The 17112-nt window shown below is 60.9% G+C and carries 17 protein-coding genes; 8 read left to right on the forward strand and 9 right to left on the reverse strand.

Annotated elements, in window-relative coordinates; genetic code table 11:
* On the forward strand, positions 1-994 hold a 994-nt coding region (locus tag ACPYOJ_RS30240; RefSeq protein ID WP_481419546.1), incomplete at its 5' end, for an ATP-binding cassette domain-containing protein.
* A gap of 22 nt (positions 995-1016) precedes the next feature.
* Complete coding sequence (gene melA, locus ACPYOJ_RS30245) at positions 1017-2387, forward strand: alpha-galactosidase (RefSeq protein ID WP_481419547.1); 1371 nt, start codon at positions 1017-1019, stop codon at positions 2385-2387.
* A gap of 97 nt (positions 2388-2484) precedes the next feature.
* Here melA and ACPYOJ_RS30250 read toward each other — a convergent pair whose 3' ends face one another.
* The 5 genes from ACPYOJ_RS30250 to speB all read right to left on the reverse strand — a co-directional run bounded on the left by ACPYOJ_RS30250 (position 2485) and on the right by speB (position 7484).
* Positions 2485-3282, reverse strand: a complete 798-nt coding sequence (locus ACPYOJ_RS30250; protein WP_168829680.1) for an ABC transporter permease — start codon at positions 3280-3282, stop codon at positions 2485-2487.
* On the reverse strand, positions 3279-4133 hold the full coding sequence (locus tag ACPYOJ_RS30255) for an ABC transporter permease (RefSeq protein WP_481419548.1): 855 nt from the start codon (positions 4131-4133) through the stop codon (positions 3279-3281). Before ACPYOJ_RS30255 ends, ACPYOJ_RS30250 begins: the two co-directional genes overlap by 4 nt.
* Complete coding sequence (locus ACPYOJ_RS30260) at positions 4130-5167, reverse strand: ABC transporter ATP-binding protein (protein WP_481419549.1); 1038 nt, start codon at positions 5165-5167, stop codon at positions 4130-4132. The genes ACPYOJ_RS30255 and ACPYOJ_RS30260 overlap by 4 nt, the downstream gene beginning before the upstream one ends.
* 106 nt (positions 5168-5273) lie before the next feature.
* A complete protein-coding gene (locus ACPYOJ_RS30265; protein WP_481419550.1) occupies positions 5274-6362 on the reverse strand; it encodes an ABC transporter substrate-binding protein in 1089 nt (362 codons plus the stop codon).
* 60 nt (positions 6363-6422) lie between these two features.
* Positions 6423-7484 (reverse strand): agmatinase, encoded by a 1062-nt coding sequence (gene speB / locus ACPYOJ_RS30270; protein WP_481419551.1) that lies wholly within the window; start codon positions 7482-7484, stop codon positions 6423-6425.
* Positions 7485-7651: 167 nt separating this feature from the next.
* Here speB and ACPYOJ_RS30275 point away from each other — a divergent pair, with 167 nt between their 5' ends.
* The 3 genes from ACPYOJ_RS30275 (at position 7652) to ACPYOJ_RS30285 (ending at position 10923) form a co-directional block, all read left to right on the forward strand.
* Positions 7652-8683, forward strand: coding sequence for a LysR substrate-binding domain-containing protein (locus ACPYOJ_RS30275; RefSeq protein ID WP_481419552.1), 1032 nt, complete (start codon positions 7652-7654; stop codon positions 8681-8683).
* A gap of 21 nt (positions 8684-8704) precedes the next feature.
* Entirely contained in the window at positions 8705-9865 is a 1161-nt protein-coding gene (locus ACPYOJ_RS30280) for an aminotransferase (protein ID WP_481419553.1), read from the forward strand.
* A gap of 122 nt (positions 9866-9987) precedes the next feature.
* Positions 9988-10923 (forward strand): lytic transglycosylase domain-containing protein, encoded by a 936-nt coding sequence (locus tag ACPYOJ_RS30285; RefSeq protein ID WP_481419554.1) that lies wholly within the window; start codon positions 9988-9990, stop codon positions 10921-10923.
* A 9-nt stretch (positions 10924-10932) separates the two neighbouring features.
* Here the strand turns inward: ACPYOJ_RS30285 and maiA are convergent, their stop codons facing one another.
* Genes maiA through hmgA form a run of 3 tightly spaced genes read right to left on the reverse strand, consistent with a single transcriptional unit; the run spans position 10933 to position 14024 of the window.
* Complete coding sequence (gene maiA, locus ACPYOJ_RS30290) at positions 10933-11583, reverse strand: maleylacetoacetate isomerase (protein WP_481419555.1); 651 nt, start codon at positions 11581-11583, stop codon at positions 10933-10935.
* Between the two features lie 10 nt (positions 11584-11593).
* A complete protein-coding gene (locus ACPYOJ_RS30295) occupies positions 11594-12610 on the reverse strand; it encodes a fumarylacetoacetate hydrolase family protein (protein ID WP_481419556.1) in 1017 nt (338 codons plus the stop codon).
* 58 nt (positions 12611-12668) lie between these two features.
* Entirely contained in the window at positions 12669-14024 is a 1356-nt protein-coding gene (hmgA, locus tag ACPYOJ_RS30300; RefSeq protein WP_481419557.1) for a homogentisate 1,2-dioxygenase, read from the reverse strand.
* 67 nt (positions 14025-14091) lie between these two features.
* On the opposite strand from hmgA, the gene ACPYOJ_RS30305 reads away from it, so the two are divergent.
* Positions 14092-14541, forward strand: coding sequence for a MarR family winged helix-turn-helix transcriptional regulator (locus ACPYOJ_RS30305; protein WP_481419558.1), 450 nt, complete (start codon positions 14092-14094; stop codon positions 14539-14541).
* 6 nt (positions 14542-14547) lie between these two features.
* On the opposite strand, the gene ACPYOJ_RS30310 is transcribed toward ACPYOJ_RS30305, so the two are convergent.
* The gene (locus ACPYOJ_RS30310) at positions 14548-15027 is read right to left on the reverse strand and encodes an Lrp/AsnC family transcriptional regulator (protein ID WP_481419559.1); all 480 of its coding nucleotides are present in this window, start codon (positions 15025-15027) and stop codon (positions 14548-14550) included.
* 126 nt (positions 15028-15153) lie between these two features.
* Between ACPYOJ_RS30310 and hppD the strand changes: the two genes are divergently transcribed.
* Together hppD and ACPYOJ_RS30320 are read left to right on the forward strand one after the other, a co-directional pair.
* Positions 15154-16266, forward strand: coding sequence for a 4-hydroxyphenylpyruvate dioxygenase (gene hppD, locus ACPYOJ_RS30315; RefSeq protein WP_481419560.1), 1113 nt, complete (start codon positions 15154-15156; stop codon positions 16264-16266).
* A 157-nt stretch (positions 16267-16423) separates the two neighbouring features.
* Positions 16424-16828, forward strand: coding sequence for a carboxymuconolactone decarboxylase family protein (locus ACPYOJ_RS30320; RefSeq protein WP_481419561.1), 405 nt, complete (start codon positions 16424-16426; stop codon positions 16826-16828).
* The last annotated feature ends 284 nt before the right edge of the window (positions 16829-17112 follow it).

Here is a 17112-nt window from a genome sequence, read left to right on the forward strand (position 1 = left end):
GTTGCGGATGGCGGTGATCCTCATCACGCACGACCTCACCGTCGTCCGGCAGTTCTCAGATTACGTCTATGTCATGCAGCATGGCGAAATTCGCGAGCACAATACGACGGAGAGCCTGTTCGCCAACCCGCAGCATCCCTACACGAAGCATCTGCTCGCGTCCGAGCCGCGCGGCCAGGCCAATCCGCTGCCGGAAAATTCCGAGATCATTCTCGATGCCCGGGGCGTGCGCGTGTCCTTCATGCTGCGCCATGGCAGTTTCTTCAAGCCGGAATTGAGGGAGCTCATTGCCGTCGACAGCCTGAGCCTGACCCTTCGACGGCACGAAACGCTAGGCCTCGTCGGTGAATCCGGTTCCGGAAAGACGACCTTCGGCCAGGCGCTGGTCCGGCTGAATGATCCCGACAGCGGCGAGATCTATTTCGACCGCCAGCCGATTCATGGAAATTCGCGCTCGGAGATGCGGCCGCTGCGCTCGCGCATGCAGATCGTTTTCCAGGACCCGTTCTCTTCGCTCAATCCGCGCATGACGATCGGCCAGATCATCGAGGAGGGGCTGGTCGTCAACAAACTCGGCGCAACCAAGGCCGAGCGCATCGACCGGGTGCGCGAGGCACTGATTGCGGCCGGCATGCCGGACAATATCCTCTCGCGCTTCCCGCACGAATTCTCCGGCGGTCAGCGCCAGCGCATCGCGATTGCCCGCGCCATCGCGCTCGAGCCGGAATTCATCCTCCTCGACGAACCGACCTCGGCGCTCGACCTTTCCGTTCAGGCGCAGATCATCGAACTCCTGCGCAAACTGCAGGACGAGCGAGGCCTAAGCTACCTTTTCATCTCGCATGATCTCAAGGTCGTGCGTGCCCTTTGCCATCGCGTGATCGTCATGCAGCACGGCCGCATCATGGAAGAGGGACCCGTCAACGAAGTTCTTTCCAATCCCAAGACCGCCTACACGGAACGGCTCGTGAAAGCCGCTTTCGAAGTAGCGTGATTACCCAATGCCGGAGGTTATGATGGCACGAAATCCCAAAATCACTTTCATCGGGGCTGGCTCCACCGTTTTCATGAAGAACATCATCGGGGACGTTTTGCAGCGCCCCGCACTCTCAGGCGCCACCATCGCCCTGATGGACATCAACCCGCAGCGTCTTGAAGAAAGCGCCATCGTCGTCAACAAGCTCATCGTAACGCTTGGTGCCACGGCGAAGGCGGAGACCTATTCCGATCAGCGCAAGGCGTTGGCGGGCGCCGACTTCGTCGTCGTCGCCTTCCAGATCGGCGGCTATGAGCCGTGTACGGTGACGGACTTCGAAGTGCCGAAGAAATACGGCCTGCGCCAGACGATTGCCGATACGCTCGGCGTCGGCGGCATCATGCGCGGGCTTCGCACCGTTCCGCATCTCTGGAAGATCTGCGAGGACATGCTCGCCGTCTGCCCGGAAGCAATCATGCTGCAATATGTGAACCCAATGGCGATCAACACCTGGGCGATCGCCGAGAAATACCCGGCGATCAAGCAAGTCGGTCTCTGCCACTCGGTGCAGGGTACGGCCATGGAACTGGCGCACGACCTCGATATCCCTTACGAGGAAATCCGCTACCGCTCGGCCGGCATCAACCATATGGCCTTCTATCTGAAGTTCGAGCATCGCCAGCCGGACGGCTCCTACAAAAACCTCTATCCCGACCTCGTGCGCGCCTATCGCGAGGGCCAAGCGCCGAAGCCCGGCTGGAATCCGCGCTGCCCGAACAAGGTGCGTTACGAGATGCTGACGCGGCTTGGCTACTTCGTCACCGAAAGCTCCGAACATTTCGCCGAATACACGCCCTACTTCATCAAGGAGGGGCGTGAGGATCTGATCGAGAAGTTCGGCATTCCGCTCGACGAATATCCGAAGCGCTGCATCGAACAGATCGAGCGCTGGAAGGGGCAGGCAGAGACCTACCGCACGGCAAACACGATCGAGGTCAAGCAGTCGAAGGAATATGCTTCCTCGATCATCAACTCGGTCTGGACGGGCGAACCCTCGGTCATTTACGGCAACGTCCGCAACAATGGCTGTATCACCTCGTTGCCTTATAATTGTGCCGCGGAAGTTCCCTGCCTGGTCGACGCATCCGGCATCCAGCCGACTTTCATCGGCGACCTGCCGCCGCAGCTGACGGCACTGATCCGCACCAACATCAACGTCCAGGAATTGACGGTTCAGGCTCTGATGACTGAGAACCGCAAGCATATCTATCATGCCGCGATGATGGACCCGCACACCGCGGCCGAACTCGACCTCGACCAGATCTGGTCGCTTGTCGATGACCTTCTCGCCGCGCATGGCGACTGGCTGCCGGAATGGGCCAGAACGAGCAGAAAGGTGCAGGCGGCTTAAAAGAGAAAGGCAGCGGAGCCGTGATGCTCTCGCTGCCTTTCACCCCCCGGCTTACAAGGTGCGCCGGCTCCGCGCGCGAGCCGGCAAGATGCCGCGGTTACTTCTCTCCCGCCATCGCGCCGAGCAGCTTCGGAAGATCACCGAAGCGGGCGATCAGCCCAAAGATCAGGGCCGCGGTCACGACGAACAGGATGGTCACCGACGCCATGGTCGGCGTGTAGCCATAGCGCAGTGCGTTGAAGATCTTGATGGGTAAGGTCTCCATCGTGAAACCGACCGTCATGTAGGCGACGATGTATTCGTTCAGCGAGAGAACGAAGGCAAAGGCATAGCCGGAGATCAGGTATGGCCGGATCAGCGGCAAGACGACCGTCGTGAACACGGTCCGGTCATCTGCTCCCATCGTCGCTGCCGCCTCGACGAATGAGCGATCGATCGAGGTGAATCCGAGCGATAGCGTCACCAGCGGCAAGGTAACGAAGAAGATCGCGTGGCTGATCACAGCGGTCCATGGCGCGCCGTAAAAACCGGTGGTCGCCCAGAAGGTCAACATCCCGAGCGCGGTAATGACTGGCGGCAGCGTAAAGGGAGCGATTCCCAGCAGCTGAAAGATGTTCGCCCATGGCGCAATTCTTCGCCACAGAAACCAGGCGAGCGGCAATGCGATGAGGACAGCGAGCGCCGCTGAGAGAATGGCGAGAGTCAGCGAAGCAAAGAGCGCATTCCGCCACTCGGGATTGGCAAAGATCTCGCCGTACCAGCCGAGCGAAAAGCCCCGGGGCGGAAAGTTGAGACTTTGCTTCTCGTTGATCGATACGCCTGCGACGACGATGATGGGAGCAGCAAGGAAAAGGCCGATCAGCGCGAAGTAAAGACGGCGGAGAAAGGTGGTCATGCCATTTCTCCCTTGCGTCCGACCAGGACCGTCAGTCCCACCATCGCGAGCGTCACCAGCACCAGGAACACGGCCATGGCCGCAGCAAACGGCATGTTCGACTGGTAGACGGCCTGGTCCGTGATCAGCACCGATAGCGTCCAGTGCGACGGGCGGCCGAGGATCTGCGGCAGCAGATAGGAGCCGAGCGCGAAGATGAAGACCATGATCAGCGTTGCGATGATCGTGTTGCGCAATGCTGGCACGACGACCGTGAAAAACGCCTTGACCGGGGAAGCGCCGAGCGTTTGCGCCGCTTCCGTCAAGGTCGGATCGAGCCGGACGAGGGCGGGATAAAGGATCAGGATCGTGTAGGGCAGGGCCTGATAGACCATGCCCGCCAGAACCGCTTCGAAGCTCGGCGTCAACGGCACTGCCTGTTGCATGACGCCAAGCATGACCAGCAGGTTGGTGATGCCGGCCGTGCGCGAAAAAAGCGTCGACCAGGCAAAGCCGATGATGACTTCGGAAAGGGAAAGGATCGACAGCAGCGCCACCAGCCAGATCACCTGGGCCTTGCGCCCCACGCGCGTCAGCAGATAGGTGAATGGAATGCCAAGCACGACGCAGCAGACCGCGACGGCGATTGCGAGAAACAGCGAAAAACCCAGCACCTTGCCGAAAAACAGGCTGATGAAACGGGCGTAGTTGTCGAAGACGAAGGCCGGCGTATAGAAGCCGCCCTGCTGCCGCTGGAAGAAGCTGACGGCAACCATCGTTCCGAACGGGATGACGAAAAAGACCGTCAGCATTCCGGCTGGAAAGGCGAGCGGCCAGTAGTCGGCGATGTTCTGCGGTCGTTCGCGCCTCATTGCTTCAGCACCACGCAGATGTCGGGCGAGATCTTGACGCCGACCTCATCGCCGACGTTGACAGCCGGCCGTTCGCGCGGGGTTGAAACGGCGATGACCTGTGTTCCGGAAAGGTCAAGGAAGGTCTCGATCGTGCCGCCGAGATCGCGGATGAAAGTTACCCTGCCACCGATGGTGCTGCCGCCGGGTGCTGTCAGATGCACATCCTCCGGCCGTACCGACAGGGTTGCCCTAGTGAGGCCAGGCGGCAGCGAAACTCCCTCGATAACCTTGCCGAGGACGGTCGCCCGGCCGGCTGAGTCGGCTTCGACTTCGAGCAGGTTGGTGGAGCCGATGAAATCGGCGACGAAGCGATCGGCGGGACGGCGGTAGATCTCGATCGGGTTCGCCGCCTGGCGGATCTGGCCGCCATTCATGACGACGACAGTGTCTGCCATCGTCATCGCCTCGCGCTGATCATGGGTAACGACGATCGTCGTGATCCCAAGCTGCTGCTGGAGCTGGCGAAGCTCCACCTGCATCGCCTCGCGCAGCTTTGCGTCGAGCGCCGAAAGCGGCTCGTCGAGCAGGAAGAGCTTCGGGGAAATCGTCAGCGCCCGGGCGATCGCCACACGCTGGCGCTGGCCGCCCGATAGCTTGTTCACCGGCCGGTCGGCATAACTCGGTAGGTGGATGAGCGCGAGCAGTTCATCGACGCGCTTCTTCTGCGCGTCCTTTGCCGTGCCGCGGATGCGCAGCGGATAGGCAATGTTCTCGCCGACCGTCAGGTGCGGGAAAAGCGCGAGCGATTGAAAAACCATTCCCAGTTCGCGCTTATGCGTTGGGATGGCGGTAATGTCCTTGTCATCGAGCACGATGGCGCCGCCGGTCGGCGTGTCGAGGCCGGCAATCATGCGCAGCAGAGTGGTCTTGCCGCAGCCGGAGGGGCCGAGCATGCAGACAAACGTCCCGTGCGGAACGTTGAGCTGGACATTGTCGACGGCCGTGAAGGGGCCGAATTGTTTCGTGACGTTGTTGAGTGCCAGTCCGGACATAGATCCCCCGCGTGAGGCGCATGCGCACGAAGAATGCTCCGCATGCGCCTCGCCGTCAAAGGTGGAGGCGCACACAGACCGCTGCGGCGCATTCAAGCTTCAAATCTCAGCCGACGATGAGTTCCGTCCATTTCTGGTTCAGCCAATCCGACTTGGTCTGATAGAGGTCATAGCGCGGGATGATCGGCTCGATGGCCGAGGAAACCGCAGCAAACTCCTTATCGGTAAGGTCGAGCAACTCGCGCTTGAGGGTCGGAGCCGTGCCGACCTTGCGCGACATCAGCGCCTGAATGGCCGGCTGGCACATATAGTCGATGAAGATGTGTGCCTCTTCGGATTTCTTCGACGCGCGCGACAGCGCCCAGCAGCCGGAATCCTGGATGCCGCCTTCCTTCGGGAAGGTGGAACGGACCGGGAAGCCGTCAGCGGCTGCAAGTCCGGTGACGTCATGGTAGTACTGACCCATCGGAATTTCGCCGGATTTCAGCGATTGCTCGAACTGCGCTTCGTCGCGATACCAGAGGCGAACGTTCGGCTTCACTTCGGCAAGCTTATCGAAGGCTTTCAAGATGCCTTCCTCGGTGTCCAGCGCGTTCGTGCCGCCGAAATGCGTCTTGGCTGTTACTTCCAGCAGGAACGAGTTGGAGACGAGGGCAAGCAGGCCGAGCTTGTCCGCATTTGCAGGATCCCACAGCGCGGTCCAGGAGGTCGGCGGCTCCTTGTAAACGTCGGTATTGGTGACGAGTGTGATGTACCACGCCACGGCGCCGACGCCGGCGACGCGGCCGTCCGGATACCTGTTGACGAAGCGATCGATCAGGCCGGAAGCGTTCTTGATCTTCGTCATGTCGATGGGCGTCCAGAGCTCGGTCGCCTGACCCTTGAGCATCGCCACCTGCGACATCATCGAAAGGTCGGCGGGCGCCTGGCCTGCCTTGGCGGCCTGCTCCAGTTGCACCAGCCAGGCTTCGCCGGTCGGCTCGGCCACCGCCTCGACGGCGATGCCGGTCGCCTTGGTGAATTCCGGGAAGATGTTCTTGTCGAACGAATCCTTGAAGTAGCCGCCATAGACGCCGACCTTCAGCGATTTGTCCTGCGCGCGCAGGATGGACGGCATGGCAAGCATGCTGGTGGCCGCCAGGCCGCTTGCCAGCACGTTGCGGCGGCTGACCGCCGCTTCGAGTATCTTTTTCATGGTTTTGTTCCCTCTTTTGTTTGGTCTGTCATGAACTTGCAATTCCGGTGGCTGCCGGCGTCAGTCGCGCTTGTTGCCGATGGATGGGCTGAAGACCATCAGGCTCAGGATCTCGAACAGGACCTGAGCGCCGGCATGAGCAGTATTCGTCGTTGCGTCATACTGCGGCGCGACCTCGACAACATCGCCGCCGACGAGATTGACCCCTTTCAGGCCACGGATCAATTCCAGAACTTCGCGTGTTGTCAAGCCGCCGACTTCCGGGGTTCCGGTGCCGGGGGCAAAGCTTGGATCGAGGCTGTCGATGTCGAAGGTGAGGTAGGTCGGTCCGTCGCCGACAATTGCCTTCGCCCTTTCGATGATTGCCGGAATTCCCATGCCCGTCACCTCCTCGGCGTGGATGACGGTCATTCCCGATTCGTAGGAAAACTCCCAGAGATATTCGGCCGAGCCGCGGATGCCGATCTGCACCGTGCGCGTCGGATCGAGCACGCCGTCGAGAACGGCATTGCGGAACGGGCCGCCATGATGGAACTTCGTCTGGTCGTAAGCGCCGCCCGTATCGCAATGGGCGTCGATGTGGATCAAGCCGACCGGCTGCTTCTTCCCAACGGCCTTCAAGATCGGATGAGTTATCGAATGATCGCCGCCGACCGAAAGCGGCGCGACGCCGGCGTCGACGATCTGGTTGATGCGCTTTTCGATGTCTTCGTGACTGAGTTCCAGCCGGTAGCGGCTCTGGAAGGGCACGTCGCCGATATCGGCAACACGGAGGTCGAACACCGGCGCGGTGCCCAGCACATGGTTGTAAGGCCCGATACGCTCGATGGCGCGCAGCGCCCGCGGTCCGAAGCGCGACCCCGGCCGATTGGTAACGCCGAGATCCATCGGAATGCCGGTGATTGCGACCTGCAGATTGCCGAAATCCGGCTCGTCGGCCGCAACCGGCATGTAGGGGGCGCTCAAGAATGTCGGAACGCCTGCGTAAGGGGCCAGTCGCGTCCCGCTTTTGGAAAAAATCTTGTCGGCGACTTTGCGAAAATCGGGATCGAAGATCTCGCCGCCGTGGCTATCGGCAAATTTTGCGCGCAGTTCTTCGAGTTTCGTCTGATCCCAGGCCATTCCGGTTCACCTCTTTTTCTCCAAAGGCGGGGAACCGGCACGCATGCGGCTTGTCGTCGTTCCCCACGCTCTTCTTCTTATTTTCTTGCATTACCCAACAAAAATGATGGAAATGCAATTCACATTGTTATACCGCTCATCGTGAGATTTTTTCACAACAGACCGCCATGTTCAACCGATTGCCGCCGCTGAATTCATTGCGTGCCTTCGAGGCCGCGGCCCGGCGGGGTTCGGTCTCGGGCGCCGCGCGCGAACTGAACGTCACGCATGGCGCGATCAGCCATCAGATCAAAGCGCTGGAGGCTATCTTCGGCACACCGCTCTTCGAGCGTAACGGCAAACGGCTGAAGCTGACGCCGCAGGCGGCGCTGCTTTTGCCGGCACTCACGAGCGCGTTCGAGAGTATTGCGGCAGCGACGGCATTGGTGACGCGCCCGTCGACCAGCGGCAGCCTGAGGATTTCGTGTGTGCCCGCTTTGCTGTCTTTCTGGCTGATCCCGCGCATGCATCAATTCAGCGAACAGTTCCCGGATATCAGTTTGACGCTTGTCGCTTCGAACGATCCCGATCTGCTCTATTCGCCGGACCTCGATATCTGCATCCTTTATGGTGATGGCGCCTGGCCGGACTGCTGGGCGCGCCTTTGGACAAACCTGCAGCTGTTCCCGGTCGTCAGCCCGACGCTGATGAACAGCCGCGCGCTGCGTTCGGTCCGCGATCTGCGCGACCACGTACTGCTCCACGGCGACGATGGACGCGAATGGAACACCTGGCTTGCTGCGGCCGACGCCTTGGATATGCCGCGCGGCAGGCAGCATTTCATGAGCGATGCGCGCCTTTCGACCGAAGCGGCCTTGAGCGGGCAGGGTGTTGCGCTAGGCGACACGATCACGGCCGGAAGCCTGATTGCCCAGGGCGAACTCGTCGTGCCCTTCGATCTCTCCGTTCCGGCCAACGATGCTTTCTACGTCGGCTGCCGCAATGAAGTGCGCGCTGCGCCGATTGTCAAAGTCTTCCTCGACTGGTTCTTCGCTGCGCTCGAGAGCGATCGCGGAGCCGAACCGCAAGCCTCCGCCCGGCGTGTGATCCGGGGCCGCGCACGATTGGAGGCTCCGGCGGCTGCCGCCGAAAGCTTCACCCCCGTCTCTCGTGCTCGCGCCACCGCGCGAAAGCCGGCTAAACGCCGTCTGAAACCCTGAGGATCTTTGAAGGAACCGCGCATGTCCGTCGCCCGCCCAAACCCGCTTGTCGCCCGTTTGTCGCCTCCGCCGATTCCCTCCGTGCTTGCCTGGGCGCGCGAATATGACGGCAGCAGGGGGCCGCTGCTTGACCTGTCGCAGGCGGTGCCCGGCTACCCGGCGCATCCGGAAATGCTGCGGCTTCTCGGCGAGACGGCCGCTTCTCCCGCAATGACGGGCTATGGTGCCATCGAAGGTGAGGAGGTCCTGAGGAAGGCTTATGCGGCGCATATGTCGGATGTTTATGGCGCGAGCGTTTCCGCCGCCAACATCCACATTACGTCAGGCTGCAACCAGGCCTTCATGTGCTCCGTCATTGCACTCGCTCAGGCAGGCGAAACGATCGGGCTGACCAATCCCTTCTATTTCAACCACGAGACCACGCTCTCGATGCTGGGCATTGGTCGGGTGCTCGTCGAATGCGATGCCGCAAACGGCTTCCTGCCGGATCTGGCTTCCGCCGAACGGGCATTGTCGTCGGGCGCAAGGGCTCTTGCGGTCGTCACGCCGAACAATCCGACCGGTGCCGTCTACCCGCCGGCGCTGCTCCGCGAGCTCTTTCATCTCTGCCGAAAGCACGGGGCGTGGCTGATATTGGACGAGACCTATCGTGACTTCCTTCCCGCCGATCGCGGAGCGCCGCATGACCTGCTCTCCATCGACGGCTGGGAGGAGACGCTGGTCCTTCTCTACAGCTTCTCCAAGTCCTTCTGCATCCCGGGACACCGGCTCGGCGCCATCACAGCCGGCCCGCGCATCGTGGCCGAGATCGCCAAGATCATGGACAATATGCAGATTTGCGCCCCGCGAGCCGCTCAGGTTGCGGTCGCGACGGCGCTTCCCATCCTGGCGGACTGGCGCGCCGCAAACCGGCTGGAAATCACCCGCCGCGCCGACGCACTGAAAGCGGTCATGGCGGCAACGAACGGCTGGTCGATCGCCGCGATCGGCGCTTACTTCGCCTTCATCCGCCATCCGTACGGCGACACGCCTTCGGTAACGGTGGCGGAAAGGCTTGCGAAAGAAGCGGGCGTCGTCTGCATCCCGGGAAGCTATTTCGGCGAAGGTCAAGACGGCTATCTTCGGCTTGCCTTTGCAAATGCCGACGCCGATGCAATCGGCCTTTTGCGCGAGCGTTTCTGACCGATGACCTAGCCAAAGGCCATTGATTCCTTGATCGCGGCAATGGCGGTCTCCACTTCATTTTGATAGTCTCGGCGCGACGATCCGATGGAGTTTGGGAGAGGCACCGGATGAGGCGCTTCATGCGCAAGGCGACAGCCGGAAGACTTGCGCCAATGGCGGGCGCGTTCGTTGCCGCCTTGCTCGCCAGTCCGGGGTATTCCCAGCCCGAAGGGAAGCCTGCCCCGCCGGCATGTCTTTACTCTCTGGAGGCGGCCGCCGGCAGCCCCACCTTTTGCGTGCGAAAGGACAGCTACAGCGCGGATATCTGCACGGCCATCGATCACTTCGCGCGCGCCAACCAGCTTCCTCCGGATTATTTCGCGCGGCTGATCTGGCGCGAAAGCCGGTTTCGGCCCGACGCGCTGAGCCCAAAGGGCGCTGAGGGGATTGCGCAGTTCATGCCGGGCACCGCCAAACTGCGGGGGCTGGAGAACAGTTATGACGCGCTCAGCGCGCTGCAGGCATCGGCAGCCTATCTCAATGACCTGCGCAACCGTTTCGGTAATCTCGGCTTTGCCGCGGCCGCCTATAATGCCGGCGAGGATGGTCTGGCGGCTTTCCTCGATGCCGGCGCTTTGCCGTTCGAAACGCGGAGCTATGTCACCGCGATAACGGCGCACACCATCGAAGAGTGGAAAGACAGGCCACCAGAGAAACCGGCACCCGAACTCGACAAGGACAAGCCTTTCCTGGACGCCTGTATTGCCCTTGCCGAGAGCCGCCGTTTCAAGAGTGATCCCTGGCAGCCCGAAGGCGTATGGGCGCCCTGGGGCGCGCAACTCGCCGCTCACTTCGACCCATCGGCCGCCCGCAGTCTTTTCCTGCAGGATATCAGCAAGCTGCCGTCACCCTTGAACTCTGAAAGGCCACTCATTCTGCGCCAACGCGACCGCAGCTTCGGTTACCGGCCTCGATACGTCGCCCGCGTTGGGCGTCAGACACGGGCCGAGGCAAATCAGGTCTGCCAGGAGGTGCGCAAGAGCGGCGGCGTCTGCCTGGTGTTCAAGAACAACTGAAGATGGCTGCTAAAGAGCGGTACTCTTTCGTGCCTGGTCGGGATGGGCGGCGGCAAAGGCGGGCAGACGCCCGCATTTTTCCGCGATCGCCGTGGCGTGCGGGCAGGCAGAAAGATCGACCTTCCAGCGGCGGCCGTTGTAGATCTGCGGCACGAGGCAGAGATCGGCCATGGTAGGGCTGTCCCCGTGGCAAAATTCCCCGGTTTCCGGTCTGTCCAATATCCGCTCGAAGGCCTCAAGCCCCTCACGGATGAACTTGCCCATCCATGCTATCCGGGCAGCGTCCGGATCGTCCGACTGCTCCATGATGTGGGAAACGACGCCGAGATTGCAAACCGGATGAATCTCCATCGCGATGGCATAGGAAAGGGCTCTGACGCGCTGGCGGCCCAAGATGTCTGCAGGCAGAAAGCCAGCCTGAGGCCGCGTTTCCGCAAGATATTCGATGATGGCGAGAGACTGCGTTAGCATCTGTCCGTCGATCGAAAGCGTAGGGACCAGCCCTTGAGGGTTTCGCGCCAGATGAGCCGCCTGCTTGTGTTCCTTGGCCAGGAGATCGACAGCAACGGACCGGTACGGGATCGCCAGCATATTGAGCGCGATCCGGACGCGGTAGCTTGCCGAAGAGCGCCAATAGTCGAAAAGAACCGTTTCGCTCATCAAAGCCGCCTCAGTTTCTGTCATATCGCGTCACGGTCTGTTCGATGGCGCCGAAGATCGAGTGCCCGGCCGCGTCCTTCATCTCGATACGAACCGTATCGCCGAACATCATGAACGGTGTTACGGGTGCGCCGGTCTCGATCGTTTCGATCATGCGGATTTCGGCAATGCAGGAATAGCCGACGCCGCCTTGGCCCACCGGCTTGCCCTGCCTGCCGTCCAGCTTGTTGGAGACGGTGCCCGAACCGATGATGGTGCCGGCGCTGAGCGGCCGGGTCTTGCTGGCATGGACGATGAGCTCCCCGAAATCGAACGTCATGTCGATACCGGCATTGGCGCGTCCGAAGGGTTCGCCGTTGAGGTCGACGTGCAGCGGCAGATGGAGTTTTCCGCCGTCCCATGCGTCGCCAAGCTCGTCTGGCGTTACTGCGACCGGCGAAAAGGCCGAGGAGGGCTTCGACTGGAAGAATCCGAAGCCCTTCGCCAGCTCCGCGGGGATCAGCGCCCGCAGTGAAACGTCGTTGACGAGCATCACAAGACGGGTCGCGGCGCGCGCTTCGTCGATCGTCGCTCCCATAGGCACGTCATCGAGGACGACGGCGATCTCCGCTTCCATGTCGATGCCATAGGTATCGTCAGGCATGACGATCGGATCGCGCGGCGCGAGGAATGAATCGGAGCCGCCCTGGTACATCAACGGCTCGGTCCAGAAGCTTGCCGGCATCTCGGCGTTGCGCGCCTTGCGGACCAGTTCGACGTGGTTGACATAGGCCGAGCCATCCGCCCACTGATAGGCGCGCGGCAGTGGCGATGCGGCCTCGTGTTCGTGAAACCGTATGAATGGTTGCGCGCCGGTCTCCAGACCCTTCGCGACGCGCGCAAGACGCGGAGCCACATGGGCCCAGTCGTCCAGCGCCGCCTGCATGGTCCGAGTGATATGACCGACCTCGGAGCATCGGGTGAGATCCCTGGAGACGACGACCAGACGGCCATCTCGCGTAGAGTCCTTGAGCGTCGCAAGTTTCATCTTTTTCAAATTCCGTCTTGAATGATCAGCCGGAACGCCGGCCCCTCACGAACAGCCTTCACTTGATGCCCGGCGTCCCGTCGAACCTGCGCTCCAGCCCGTCCCAGCATTCGAGATAGTTGTCCTGCCGCGTCTCAAGCTCGGCTGCATATCGTGTCAGCTGCTGCGGAAAACGCGTCTCGAACATGAAAGCCATCGTATGGTCCAGCTTCACTGGCTTGAGCTCGGCGTTCGAGGCCTTCTCGAAGCCCATCGCATCCGGCCCGTGCGGCAGCATCATGTTATGTAGGCTCATCCCGCCCGGCACGAAACCCTCTTCCTTGGCGTCGTACTGACCATGGATCAGGCCCATGAATTCGCTCATGATGTTGCGATGGTACCAGGGCGGACGAAACGTGTGTTCGGCCACCAGCCAGCGCGGCGGAAAGATGACGAAGTCGACATTGGCGGTTCCCGCCTCTCCCGAAGGCGCCGTCAGTACGGTGAAGATCGACGGATCCGGGTGATCGAAGAGGATCGCGCCGACCGGCGCGAACGTGCGCAGATCGTATTTGAACGGCGCGTAGTTGCCGTGCCACGCCACCACATCCAGCGGCGAATGGCCGATCTCGGTCACGTAGAACTTGCCGCACCATTTGACGTGCAGCCGGCACGGCGTCTCCTTGTCCTCGTAGGCGGCGACCGGCGTCTTGAAGTCGCGCGGGTTGGCAAGGCAATTCGCCCCGATCGGCCCGCGATCGGGCAGCGTGAACTTGGCACCATAGTTCTCGCAGATATAGCCGCGCCATTCCCGACCGTCCCCGAGGCGGGTTACCTTGAAGATCATGCCGCGTGGGATAAGGCAGATCTCGGAAGGCTCGATGTCGATGATGCCCATTTCGGTGAAGATGCGGATGGCACCAAGCTGCGGCACGACCAGCAATTCCCCATCGGCATTGAAGAAGTAATCGTCGATCATGTCGGCATTGAAGACATAGGCGTGCGCCGCCATGCCGACCTGGGTCATGACGTCGCCGGCGGCCGTCATCGTCCTGAGGCCGGCAAGAAAGTCGAGTTCTTTCGCCGGCGAAGGGATCGGGCTCCACCGCAGTTGACCGAGCGGCAGCGAATGATCGTCAAGGCAAGGTGCCGATTTCCAGAACGGGTAATCCGCATTGGAAAAACGGCCGGTATGCCGCACGCTCGGGCGAATGCGATAGAGCCACGAGCGCTCATTGGTGCCGCGCGGTGCGGTGAAGGGCGAGCCTGACAATTGCTCGGCATAGAGACCGTAGTTGCATTTCTGCGGGCTGTTCTGGCCCTGCGGCAAGGCGCCGGGCAGGGACTCCGTCTCGAAATCGTTGCCGAAGCCCGGCATATATTGCGGCTCGTCCGCAACGGCATCGACCGCCGTGCTCCTCGCTTTGTCCAGCATGGCTTGCCTCTCCTCCGTCATCATGGTTACAAACGTAACTATCGATTTTGTAACTATCAAGGAAACCATGGACGCCCGCGAGTTCGATCTCGACCAATTCCTGCCGTTTCGGCTCAATCGGGCTGCGGAGTTTATCGCCCTGCGCTTTGCGGCGGCCTACAAGGCCGAGTACGGCCTGACGCGGCCGGAGTGGCGCACGCTTGCAGCGCTCGGAAGTTCCGGGCGCATGACGGCGACGGAGGTCGGCGTTCACTCCACCATGCACAAGACCAAGGTCAGCCGGGCGGTCTATGCGCTTGAGAAGCGCCGGTGGCTGAAGCGGACGCAAGACGAGCAAGACCGCCGTGTCGAGCACCTCGAATTGACGCCGGCGGGAAGCAAAGCCTATCGCGAATTGACCGTTCTGGCAGGCCGATACTCGGCGGAACTGGCGTCGCTTCTCGGCGAGGACGGTCTTCGGGCGCTTGCTTCCGGTCTTGCGGCCGTTGAAGCCGTCATGACCAAGCGGCACCGCTGAGCCCGGTCACTGCCTGCTGCGCTGACGCACCGGCAGACCCTGAAAGTCTTTCAGCGTTTGAAGCACGATCGATGTCTTCACATGCTGAACGCTGTCGTGCGGTAGCAGCACGTCGTTGACGAAATGCGAAAGCCCGGCGAGATCAGGTGTTACGACCTTGAGATGGTAGTCCATTTCGCCGGTCAGGGCGAAACATTCCAGCACCTCCGGCAGGTTGGCAATCAGTGCCGCGAAACGCTTGGCGTTGTCGCGATTGTGGGTGGCGAGCGTGACGGCGATGACCACCATAAGATCGAATCCCAGCCTGCCGCGATCCAATACCGCCCGGTAGCTTTGGATAAAGCCTTCCGCCTCCAGTCTCGCGCGCCGGCGCGAGCATTGCGAGGGCGAGAGCGCGATCAATTCGGACAGCTCATTATTGGTCAGGCGGCCGTCACGCTGCAATTCCGCGAGAATTTTCAGGTCATATCCGTCAATCTGTTCCATCTGTGCGCAATTCCTTCATTCCATGCATGAACCGTGTATTGAAATGGCGGAAGTCCGCGGGAATGCAAGTACAATGCATGCGAACTGCGCCATAATTGTTCAAAATCCATCTCGGAGGAGAGAACAATGGGCCCTTTCCCGCATGACGCACCGCCGACAGGCATTACCGCCGACAACCCGGCCGGCACGGACGGCTTCGAGTTCGTCGAATTTGCCCATCCCGAGCCGGAAAAGCTTCGCGAGCTCTTCGCCCGCATGGGGTACATTTGCGCTGCCAAGCACCGCACGAAGGACATCACCGTCTGGCGCCAGGGCAGCATCAACTATCTGATCAATGCCGAGCCCGGCAGCCATGCGATGCGCTTCGTCGACAAACATGGCCCCTGCGCGCCGTCCATGGCCTGGCGCGTTTCTGACGCAAGGCATGCGTTCGAGCATGCGGTGTCAAAGGGTGCTACGCCCTATGAGGGCGAGGACAAGACCATCGACATTCCGGCAATCGTCGGGATCGGCGGTTCGCTGCTTTATTTCGTCGAGACCTACGGCGAGAAGGGATCGCTTTATGACGCGGATTTCGAATGGCTGGGCGAACGCGATCCGAAGCCGCAGGGGGTCGGCTTCTACTATCTCGATCATCTGACCCATAACGTCTATCGCGGCAATATGGACAAGTGGTGGGATTTCTATCGCGAGCTATTCAATTTCAAGCAGATCCACTTCTTCAATATCGACGGCCGCATTACCGGGCTGGTGAGCCGGGCGATCACCTCGCCCTGCGGCAAGATCCGCATTCCGCTGAACGAGTCCAAGGACGATACCAGCCAGATCGAGGAGTATCTGCGGAAATACAAGGGCGAGGGCATCCAGCACATCGCCGTCGGTACGGAGGAAATTTACGACGCGACCGACAAGCTGGCCGATAACGGCCTGAAATTCATGCCCGGCCCGCCGGAAACATACTACGAACTCTCGCACGACCGCGTGCACGGCCATGACGAGCCGATCGAGCGGATGAAGCAGCACGGCATCCTGATCGACGGCGAGGGGGTGGTGGATGGCGGCACGACCCGCATCCTGCTGCAGATCTTCTCGAGAACCGTGATCGGCCCGATCTTCTTCGAGTTCATTCAGCGAAAGGGAGACGAGGGCTTCGGCGAAGGAAACTTCCGCGCCCTGTTCGAATCCATCGAGGCCGATCAGATCCGGCGCGGCGTGCTTCGTCCCACCGCCGCCGAATAAAACGCAACTCCGGCTGGGGAACGACTGCAAAAGCGGCGATCAGGGATCGCCGCTTTTGCATGGTCGGCGGTGCAGGATGGGTCAGATCGCCACACGCCGATTAACCGAGGGAGAGATCATGTATGCTGCGGTCCATTGATCTCGAAAAGGAACTGCCATGGCCACCGTCAAGCTGCTTACCGATGCGGAAGTAAACGCAGTGCCGGCATTGAAGGAAGTCTTCGATGATATACGGACAACCAGAAAATCAGATTTTGTGAACAATTTCTGGCGCGGTCTCGCCAATGACCCTGTTCTGTTGAAGCGGACCTGGGAAGGACTGAAGGCTGTCATGACAGCCGAGGGTGCTTTAGATCCCCTTACACGAGAGATGATCTACATCGCCGTCTCGACGGCGAACGGTTGCACCTACTGCGTCCATTCCCACACGGCAGCGGCAAAGGCGCGCGGAATGACGGAAGCTCAGCACGCAGAGTTGCTTGCGGTCATCGGGTTGGCGGGACAGACCAATCACCTAGTCAACGCGATGCAAATTCCCGTCGACAAAGAGTTTTTGGTCTAAGCCGAACCCTCAACGAAGGGCACGCTCTGCCCGTTCGGCAACCAAACCCACTGCGGTCAAGTCACCGCAGTTAACAGGCACAAACAATGCAGAGGTCCCGCGTTGACTTGGAAGCAACCAACAACACCGCCCGAAATCAGCTGTTTTAGGTCAGACTCACGCGTTCTGGGTCAAATTCATTGGTTTCCAGAACCTCCTATAGCCTGCCACTTGATTTGACCCAAAAATTCGAAAAACCGGGGTTTTTGGCGACATGAAGTCCGCTTTGAATTGGCCCAAATGAC

It is taken from the genome of Rhizobium sp. SVR5-9E (assembly GCF_056755095.1).